At 35.4% G+C, this 8,565-nt stretch carries 9 protein-coding genes and 1 pseudogene; all 10 read left to right on the forward strand.

Features of this window, described 5'->3' with window-relative positions; all coding sequences use genetic code 11:
- Positions 1 to 1,422 (forward strand): DUF5693 family protein (locus tag AC3AX0_RS03390; RefSeq protein ID WP_487548900.1); only part of this gene is annotated, 1,422 nt, incomplete at its 5' end.
- Positions 1,415 to 2,458 carry a polysaccharide pyruvyl transferase CsaB gene (gene csaB / locus AC3AX0_RS03395; RefSeq protein ID WP_487548901.1) on the forward strand — a complete coding sequence of 348 codons (1,044 nt, stop codon included), beginning with the start codon at positions 1,415 to 1,417 and terminating at the stop codon, positions 2,456 to 2,458. The genes AC3AX0_RS03390 and csaB, both read left to right, overlap by 8 nt.
- Position 2,459: 1 nt before the next feature.
- Entirely contained in the window at positions 2,460 to 3,227 is a 768-nt protein-coding gene (locus AC3AX0_RS03400) for a WecB/TagA/CpsF family glycosyltransferase (protein WP_487548902.1), read from the forward strand.
- 66 nt (positions 3,228 to 3,293) lie between these two features.
- Positions 3,294 to 3,978, forward strand: a pseudogene (gene ftsE, locus AC3AX0_RS03405) (cell division ATP-binding protein FtsE).
- Positions 3,968 to 4,864: a permease-like cell division protein FtsX gene (gene ftsX, locus AC3AX0_RS03410; protein ID WP_487548903.1), complete on the forward strand. Its 897-nt coding sequence runs from the start codon at positions 3,968 to 3,970 to the stop codon at positions 4,862 to 4,864. Before ftsE ends, ftsX begins: the two are co-directional and overlap by 11 nt.
- A gap of 9 nt (positions 4,865 to 4,873) precedes the next feature.
- Positions 4,874 to 5,995 (forward strand): murein hydrolase activator EnvC family protein, encoded by a 1,122-nt coding sequence (locus tag AC3AX0_RS03415; RefSeq protein WP_487548904.1) that lies wholly within the window; start codon positions 4,874 to 4,876, stop codon positions 5,993 to 5,995.
- Between the two features lie 158 nt (positions 5,996 to 6,153).
- Positions 6,154 to 6,717, forward strand: coding sequence for a translation initiation factor IF-3 (gene infC / locus AC3AX0_RS03420; RefSeq protein WP_487548905.1), 564 nt, complete (start codon positions 6,154 to 6,156; stop codon positions 6,715 to 6,717).
- A gap of 19 nt (positions 6,718 to 6,736) precedes the next feature.
- A complete protein-coding gene (rpmI, locus tag AC3AX0_RS03425; protein WP_487548906.1) occupies positions 6,737 to 6,934 on the forward strand; it encodes a 50S ribosomal protein L35 in 198 nt (65 codons plus the stop codon).
- 18 nt (positions 6,935 to 6,952) lie between these two features.
- On the forward strand, positions 6,953 to 7,297 hold the full coding sequence (rplT, locus tag AC3AX0_RS03430) for a 50S ribosomal protein L20 (protein ID WP_487548907.1): 345 nt from the start codon (positions 6,953 to 6,955) through the stop codon (positions 7,295 to 7,297).
- Between the two features lie 111 nt (positions 7,298 to 7,408).
- A partial coding sequence (locus tag AC3AX0_RS03435) for a TrkH family potassium uptake protein (protein WP_487548908.1) occupies positions 7,409 to 8,565 on the forward strand: 1,157 nt, incomplete at its 3' end.

Genomic DNA, 8,565 nt, shown 5'->3' on the forward strand with positions numbered 1-8,565 from the left:
AATTTTATTAATTCTATAAGTACACTGAATCCGGAACAGAAGTATGTATTGTTTTATGGTAAGGAAATTGTCGGATATCCTTCAGGCATGGGAAAACTTTCAGAATTCATGAGAGGGAATGATATTGTTCCGGTGATGATAGAAAGTGGAGAGCAGAGAGAACATCTTGTCCAAAGTGGTCTTGACAGTCTGGTACAATCCCTTGACTATTCTGCAATAAGAGCGTTTACAATGTGGGATTACATAAGAGAAAGAATAGGTTCTTATAATTATACGGGAGCCGAGGAAATAGAAAACTCGTTATACAGGTCTATTACTGAAAGAAACATAAGATTCATATATTTCAAGCCTTATATGGATGGGGATTTAAATTATTCAGATGACGAAGAACTTTATGTTGATTCCTTCGCAAGTCTTGATGATAGACTTGCGTCTCATGGAATTAAAATTGGAGATCCTGCAGAAATGGGAAACACAAAGCTTTCCATTCTTAATACATACATCATGAGTCTAGGAATTATAGCAATAGGCATTTATTTGATTAATGTATTGCTGTCAATTGATAATAAAATAAACTTTATAATTTTTGCAGTGGCTGCTGCAATGTTTGGCTTGCTTGCCTTTGTTAAATTCGAACTGGCAAAAGTCTCTTTTGCCTTATTGGGAGCTGTTTGTTTTTCCTCACTTTCAGCTTATATATTGGCGGTGGAAGGTTCCAAAGTTGTAAATGGCAAATTAGGTCTTTTAAAGTGTATACTTAAATCTACTAAGATTCTTGTTATTTGCACTGCAATAGTTCTCATAGGGGGCTTGTACTCCACATCATTTTTGTCCGAGTCCAAATTTATGCTTGAAATGGATATATTCAGAGGTGTGAAGATTAGTCAGATTATTCCTATTGCTGCAATGGTGGTGTTTTATCTTAAAATCATCTACAAGAAGATGGATGATAGTGTCCCTAAAATGGTTAAGCGATTCTTAATGATTGACATAAAGATATTATATGTTGTTATTGGCCTAGCCCTTGGATATGTGGGGTACGTATATATTTCCAGAACAGGTCATGAAACTTCTGTACAGCCTTCAGATATTGAAATGATAGTCAGGAATTTTCTTGAAAGGGAACTGCCTGCAAGACCTAGAACCAAGGAATTTTTAATAGCATTCCCGGCTCTTTATGGCATGGTTTATTTCTTAAATAAAGACTATAAAATCATTGCGGGAATTATGTCCGTTGGAGCTGTAATTGGCCTAGCATCAATAGTAAATACATTTAGTCATATAAGAAGTCCACTTTATCTTTCTGTAGCAAGGAGTGGATTCTCCTTCTTGTTTGGTATAATTACAGGCGTGGTTGCAATAATAGCAATTGATGTTGCATATAAAATATTCTGTAAGTACAAGGAGTCATTGGATGCGTAGGATTTTACTTGCAGGGTATTATGGTCTGAACAACATTGGTGATGAGGCCATACTTGAAAAATTTATTGATATGATAAGGGAAAGTTCTGAAGATATAGAAATTAGTGTTTTGTCTGGAAAGCCTGAATATACCGAAAAAACATTTAATGTAAACTCTGTAGACAGAAAAGATTTTTTCCGAGTAAACAGTGCCATAGTGAAAAATGATATTGTAGTATTTGGAGGAGGGAGTCTTCTTCAGGATATTACAAGCAAAAAAAGCATTTACTACTATTTGTATCTGATTCTTGTTTCTGAATTTTTCAATAAGAAGGTAGTGTTGCTGAGCCAGGGAATTGGACCCATTGAGGGAAAATTCAACAGATGGATTACTGCAAGGCTACTGAACAAGGCCGATAGAATAACTGTAAGGGATATCAATTCCTTTAATGTATTGAAGGAACTGGGTGTCAAGGTAGCTAAAACAGGTTTTTCAGCAGATCCTGTAATAGATTACGGACCTGACAGCAAGTTCGAAAATAAGGATACAACAGTTGTGGGAATATCCATTAGAAAATGGAAGGATATTGACGTAGTTTCTCCAATTGTTGAGATAATAGAGAAACTTCATGAAAAAGGAATGAACGATGTTCTAATACCGTTTCATTTCGATGAAGATATTGAAATAATTGAAGAAATTGAAGCAAGAACAGATGTTGAGTTGGGAACAGTGAAGGATAAAATGACGTCAAAGGAATTATATGGCCTTATTGGGAAAATAAGTCTCCTTTTAGGTGCTAGACTTCATTCACTTATATTTGCAGTTTCATCATCTGTGAAAATTTCGGCAATATCCTATGATCCCAAGGTTGAATATTTCATGAAGAGTCTGGGTATGAAATCAATATGTAATATTGAAAATATAGATACTGACAAAGTTTGCAACGATATATTTGAAAAACTTGAAAGTGACATAGAATATATTGGGAAAAGGGATGAACTTGTTGAAACCCTTAAAGAGAATAAAAAAATAATAATGGAATTACTTGAGGAATAATATGAACAAAATTTCTATAATGGATGTAGGTCTAAACAACACCACAAAATTAGATGCAAGTGAAATGATAAAAAATCACCTGGAAAAGGGAGGAGATGAAATATTTACGATTTTCACTCCTAATACCGAGATTATCATGTTTTGTAATAATGATAGTGAATTAAAAAGAATAATAAACAAAGGTAGCTTGGTTCTTCCTGACGGTATTGGATTGATTTATGCTTCAAGAATCAGAAGGCTTCCCTTGAAGGAAAGGGTAACGGGTTTTGATACCTCTGTTGAAATATTGAATATTGCAGTTGAGAAGGAATATAAGGTATTCCTGCTAGGTGGAGCACCTGGCGTTGCTGAAAAGGCGACTGAAAACATAAGAAAAGAATTCGGTGACATAGTATGTGGTCATCAGCACGGATATTTCAAGGGACAGCATGTAGGACATGCCGACCATGAAGAGGAAAAGGAAATAATAAAAAGAATCAATGACCTTAAGCCTGACATAATTTTTGTGGGACTTGGGTCGCCAAAACAGGAAAAATGGATTGAATATCACAGGAACAATTTAGATGTAAAGCTGATTATAGGTAATGGAGGCACAATAGATGTCTTGTCGGGAACTGTTAAAAGAGCTCCTCAATTCTTTCAGAAATTGGGTCTTGAATGGCTGTACAGGTTGTTGTCAGACCCCAAAAGAATAAATAGACAGATTTTACTTCCTGTATTTATGCTGAAGATACTCTTTGGACCAAAAGATATTGTGAAAAACCAATAATTAATTTGAATAATCGCAGAAAGTCTGTAAAATATAAGGTAGTATAGAAAATGGAGAATTAATATGATGTTAGAATTTAATGATGTTACGAAAGTATACAAGGACAAGTTTACAGCTGTTCAAAATATTGACTTAAAAATTGAAAAGGGAAGCTTTTCCTTTATTGTTGGGAAAAGTGGTGCAGGCAAATCAACTTTAATCAAGCTTCTTATAAAGGAAATAAATCCTAGCGAGGGAAAGCTCTTCTTTGATGGAGAGGACATTACTTATCTTAGCAGCAGGAAGGTGCCTATCCATAGAAGAAAAATCGGAGTAATTTTTCAAGACTTTAGACTTTTAAATAGGAAGACTGTTTACGAAAATATTGCTTTTGCAATGGAAATGGTTGGACATTCACCAAAGGTTATCAGAAGAGAGGTTCCGACGGTGTTGAGTATGGTCGGACTTAGTGACAAGGCAAACAATTTCCCCAATGAGCTTGCGGGAGGGGAGCAGCAGAGAATTGCAATTGCCAGAGCAGTAGTAAACAAGCCGGATCTGATAATTGCAGACGAACCTACTGGAAACCTGGACCCTGAAACAACTTTTGAAATAATGAAAATATTTACTGAAATAAACAGAAGGTACGACTCTTATTATGGCAACCCACGACAGAATGATAGTGGATGCAATGAAAAAAAGGGTTATAGAACTTAAAAACGGGAAAATCATCAGAGATACGAAGGAAGGGGAATATTACAATGTTTACTAAGATTATTAAGCATACTTTTAAGCAGGGTTTTCAGGGAATATTCAGAAATAGGACGATGAGTATAGCGTCCATAGGTTCCATAACTGCGGTGCTTGTCATATTGGGTCTGGTGCTTATGCTTATATTGAATGTAAATGCATTGTCATTGTCAACAAAGGAACAATTTGACGAGATTTATGTCTATTTGGATGACAATATTTCAAATGAAAGAATAAGGGAAATCGGTGAAGAAATAAATGATATTGAAGGAACTATGTCATCCGTATTCCAGTCAAAGGAACATGCTCTTGAAAACATGAAAGAAGACTTTGGAAATGATGCATATCTTCTTGATGGACTGGCAAACAATCCTCTTCCTAATGCTTATGTAGTTCAGTTGGAAGATGTTTCCTATTCAAAATCAGTAGTGAACAAGATTGAGAAGACAGATGGCATTGAAGAAGTAAGATACTACAACGATCTTGTAGAAAAGCTTATAAACATGGCCGGCTTCATTAAGACTTCTGGAATGTTCATCATAATGATACTTCTTCTTGTTAGTATATTTATAATACAAAATACTATTAAAATCACAGTAGCATCTAGAAAAACGGAAATAGAGCTTATGCAGTTTATTGGTGCTTCAAACGGTTTTGTAAGGGGACCATTTCTTCTGGAAGGGATAATTCTGGGACTTTTGGGTTCAATACTGTCTATTATTATAGTATTGAACGGTTATGACTACTTGGTGTCCCTGGCAAATGAAAAGTTTTTTGCCATGCTTTCTGTAAATCTTATACCTGCAAGTATGATATCCTTTGATCTACTTATAATATTTGTCACCATAGGTGTTGGAATCGGCATATTGGGCAGTATAGTATCTCTAAAAAAATTCTTGAGTGTCTAGGAGGGTGAAATGATTAGAAAAGTATTTGTATTGTTTGTTGTTTTTGTTTTAGCATTTGCAGCTATGACTGCCGAGGCGTCAAGCATTGGCGACTTGCAGAGTGAGTTAAAGAATAATGAAAATAAAATCGACAGCATAACCGACAAACTTAAGGAAGTGAAATCGGAAAAATATGGTGTTGAAAAACAAATTGATGAACTTGATAACCAAATACGTTCATTTGTTTCTGAGGAAGATGGTCTTAATGATATTGTAACAGAATTTGAAAACAACATTTCGTTGAAGGAAGCTGAAATAGTACAAATCAAGTCTGATATTTCATCTAATACAGATCTTCTCGAGGAAAGATTGAGAGCGATGTATAAGAATGGTGCCGTAGGATATATTGAAGTTCTTTTCAATGCAAATGATGTAGTTGATTTTCTTACGAGGGCTGATATGATTCAGAGAGTTGTGAATAGCGATGTTGAAATACTTGAAGGTCTTGAAAGTCAGCAGACAGATCTTGAAATAGCTCAACTAGCACTTAAGTCTGAACAGAATAATTATTATAGGGCGATTGAGGATGTTCAGAGCAAAAGGAATGACGTGGAAATAGCTAGTCGTGCCAAAGAAACTTATATGTCTAGTCTAGAAGATAATATAGATGAGCTTAAAAAAGAAGAACAAAAGCTTCTCGATGCATCGAATGACATTGAAAAGAAAATCAAGCAAAAACAGCTTGAAATACAATATGCAGGCGGAGAAATGAACTGGCCTGCACCAGGTTATTACAGAATAACTTCTCCATATGGAATGAGGCCTCATCCTCTATATGGATACTGGAGCATGCATACGGGAGTTGATGTAGGAGTACCTATGCGTTCCAATATAGTTGCTCCAAATTCAGGTGTAGTAACCTACGCTGGATGGTATGGAGCCTATGGTAATATAGTACTAATAGATCACGGTGGTGGAATATCCACATTGGCGGCCCACAACACCTCCGTTTTGGTATCTGAAGGTCAAAGTGTAACAAAGGGACAGGTAGTATCATATTCAGGAACTACAGGGATGTCTACAGGACCGCACCTTCATTTTGAGGTAAGGATAAACGGAAAGCATACGAATCCAATGGCTTATTTTGAATAGTTATTGATTAAAATACTCAGGGCTTTAGGTCCTGAGAAAATTATTCCATAAATTGTCTTGACATTGGGAGGATAATTAATTATAATAAACAAGAACAAAGTAGAGGTATCCGCTTCTCACCTTACGGCACAGTTGTGTAGCCAGTATGGTTAATAGTTTTGGTTTCTGAAGATAGCGGATTAGTGCTGTCTTTTTTCTATTTAGGAGGTGTAATTATTAAAGAACTTGATATTAATAGTCAAATCAGGGACAGAGAAATTAGAGTAATAGCTGCAGACGGTAGTCCGCTTGGAGTGCTCGATACTAGGGAAGCCATGAGGCTTGCTGAAGAAAAGAAACTTGATTTGGTAAAGGTGTCACCAAATGCTAAACCACCTGTATGCAAGATTATGGATTACGGGAAATTCAAATATGATACAACAAAAAAAGAAAAAGAATCTAAGAAAAAGCAAAAGATTGTCAATGTTAAGGAAATAAGAATGACCCCTACTATTGATGAACATGATTTGCAGGTTAAGATTAAAAATGCTAATAAGTTCTTAGCAAAAGGTGATAGAGTCAAGGTTGTTGTAAGATTCAGAGGAAGACAATTAGGTCACACAGACATCGGTAGACAAGTTTTATTGAAATTCATTGAAGCTACTTCTGAACTTTCGGTAGTTGATAAAAGACCGAAAATGGAAGGTCGTCAAATGGTTATGTTTTTAAATTCAAAAATTTAATATTAGGAGGAGGATTAACATGCCTAAAATTAAGACTAATAGATCAGCCGCTAAAAGATTTAGTAAAACTGGAAGCGGAAAAATTAAAAGAGCGAAAGCAACAAAGAACCACTTTACAGGCAAAAAGTCATCAAAGAAGATAAGAAATCTTAGACAATCAACTTTGGTTTCTAGTGGCGATTTTGAAAGAGTAAGTAAATTAATACCGTATAAGTAATGAATTAGGAGGTTTATCATGGCTAGAGTTAAAAAAGCGTTAAACGCTAAAAAGAAGCACAAGAAGATTCTTAAGCTCGCAAAAGGATATTATGGAGCTAAGAGTATTCAATATAGAACTGCAAATCAAGCAGTAATGAAGTCACTTTCTTACGCATATGTAGGAAGAAAGTTGAGAAAAAGAGAATTCAGACAATTATGGATTACAAGAATAAATGCAGCAGCAAGACTTAATGGATTGTCTTACAGCAGATTCATCAATTGCCTTAAGACACATGATGTTGAGATTAACAGAAAAATGCTTGCTGAAATGGCTGTAAATGATGCAGATGGTTTCAAAGCACTTGTAGATTCAGTAAAATAATGATTTTTATAAAATAACCGCGACAATAGCGGTTATTTTTTTATTTAAATTCTTTAAAAAGCAGCGTCTAAGTGCTATAATGTAAAAATGAACTAATAGTAGGTGATTGATATGGAAAGAATTGAAAGAAATGGAAATAAGTATTCAAATCTGAAGCTGCATCCATCGCATTTTTTAATACTTTGGTTTGCAATTCTCATATTTATAGGAGCCACGCTTCTTAATCTGCCCTTTGCATCTGTAGACGATAGGAGCATAGGATTCATTGACGCACTTTTCACTGCTGCATCAGCCGTATGTGTAACAGGGCTTGTTGTAGTGAATACTGCCGCTCACTGGACCATTTTTGGAAAGCTTGTGATACTGACCTTGATTCAGGTGGGTGGACTGGGTATAATGACTATGGCAACACTCATAGCTTTTATTCTTGGAAAGAAGATAACACTTAAGGACAGGCTTCTAATGCAGGAAGAGATGAATACAACTACAATTCAGGGAGTTGTTCTTTTAACAAGAAGGATAATTTTTCTAACAATTGGAGTAGAACTTGTTGGAACAATTTTCCTTTCAATGGCTTTTATTAAGGATTATGGAACAGTGAAAGGAATCTGGTTTGCGGTATTCCATTCAGTATCTGCATTCTGCAATGCAGGATTTGATATAATAGGAAACAGTCTGGTAAACTATGTGGATAGTCCGATTGTAAATCTTACAGTCGTTGGACTCGTAGTAATCGGGGGTCTTGGATTTTATGTAATAATGGATATTGTACAGAAGAAAAGATTCAAGAGTTATATGCTTCATACTAAGCTTGTTTTGATTATTTCAGCATCCTTGCTTGTCTTTGGATTTATAACCATGTTTTTATTTGAATACAGCAATCCACTTACAATGGGAAATCTTGGACTTAAAGGGAAGATACTTAGTTCTTTTTTTCATTCAATGACTCCAAGAACTGCAGGATTCAATACATTGGATACGGGATCCCTTACTATGCCTTCGACTTTTCTAACTCTTATAATGATGTTTATTGGAGGCTCGCCAGGCTCCACTGCGGGTGGTGTTAAAACCACTACAGTTGGTATTGTTGTAATAGCAGTATTTAGAATGGTTAAGGGAAATGAAGATGTTGAAGTCTTATGGAAGAGGATACCAATCAAGTTGATTCTGAGGGCAATTTCCATCATTGGTATAGCCATGATGATTATAACGATTTCCACATTAATTCTTCTCGTTAGTGAAAAGAATTTGGGACTTTCCTTCATAGA

It is taken from the genome of Dethiosulfatibacter sp. (genome assembly GCF_983023055.1).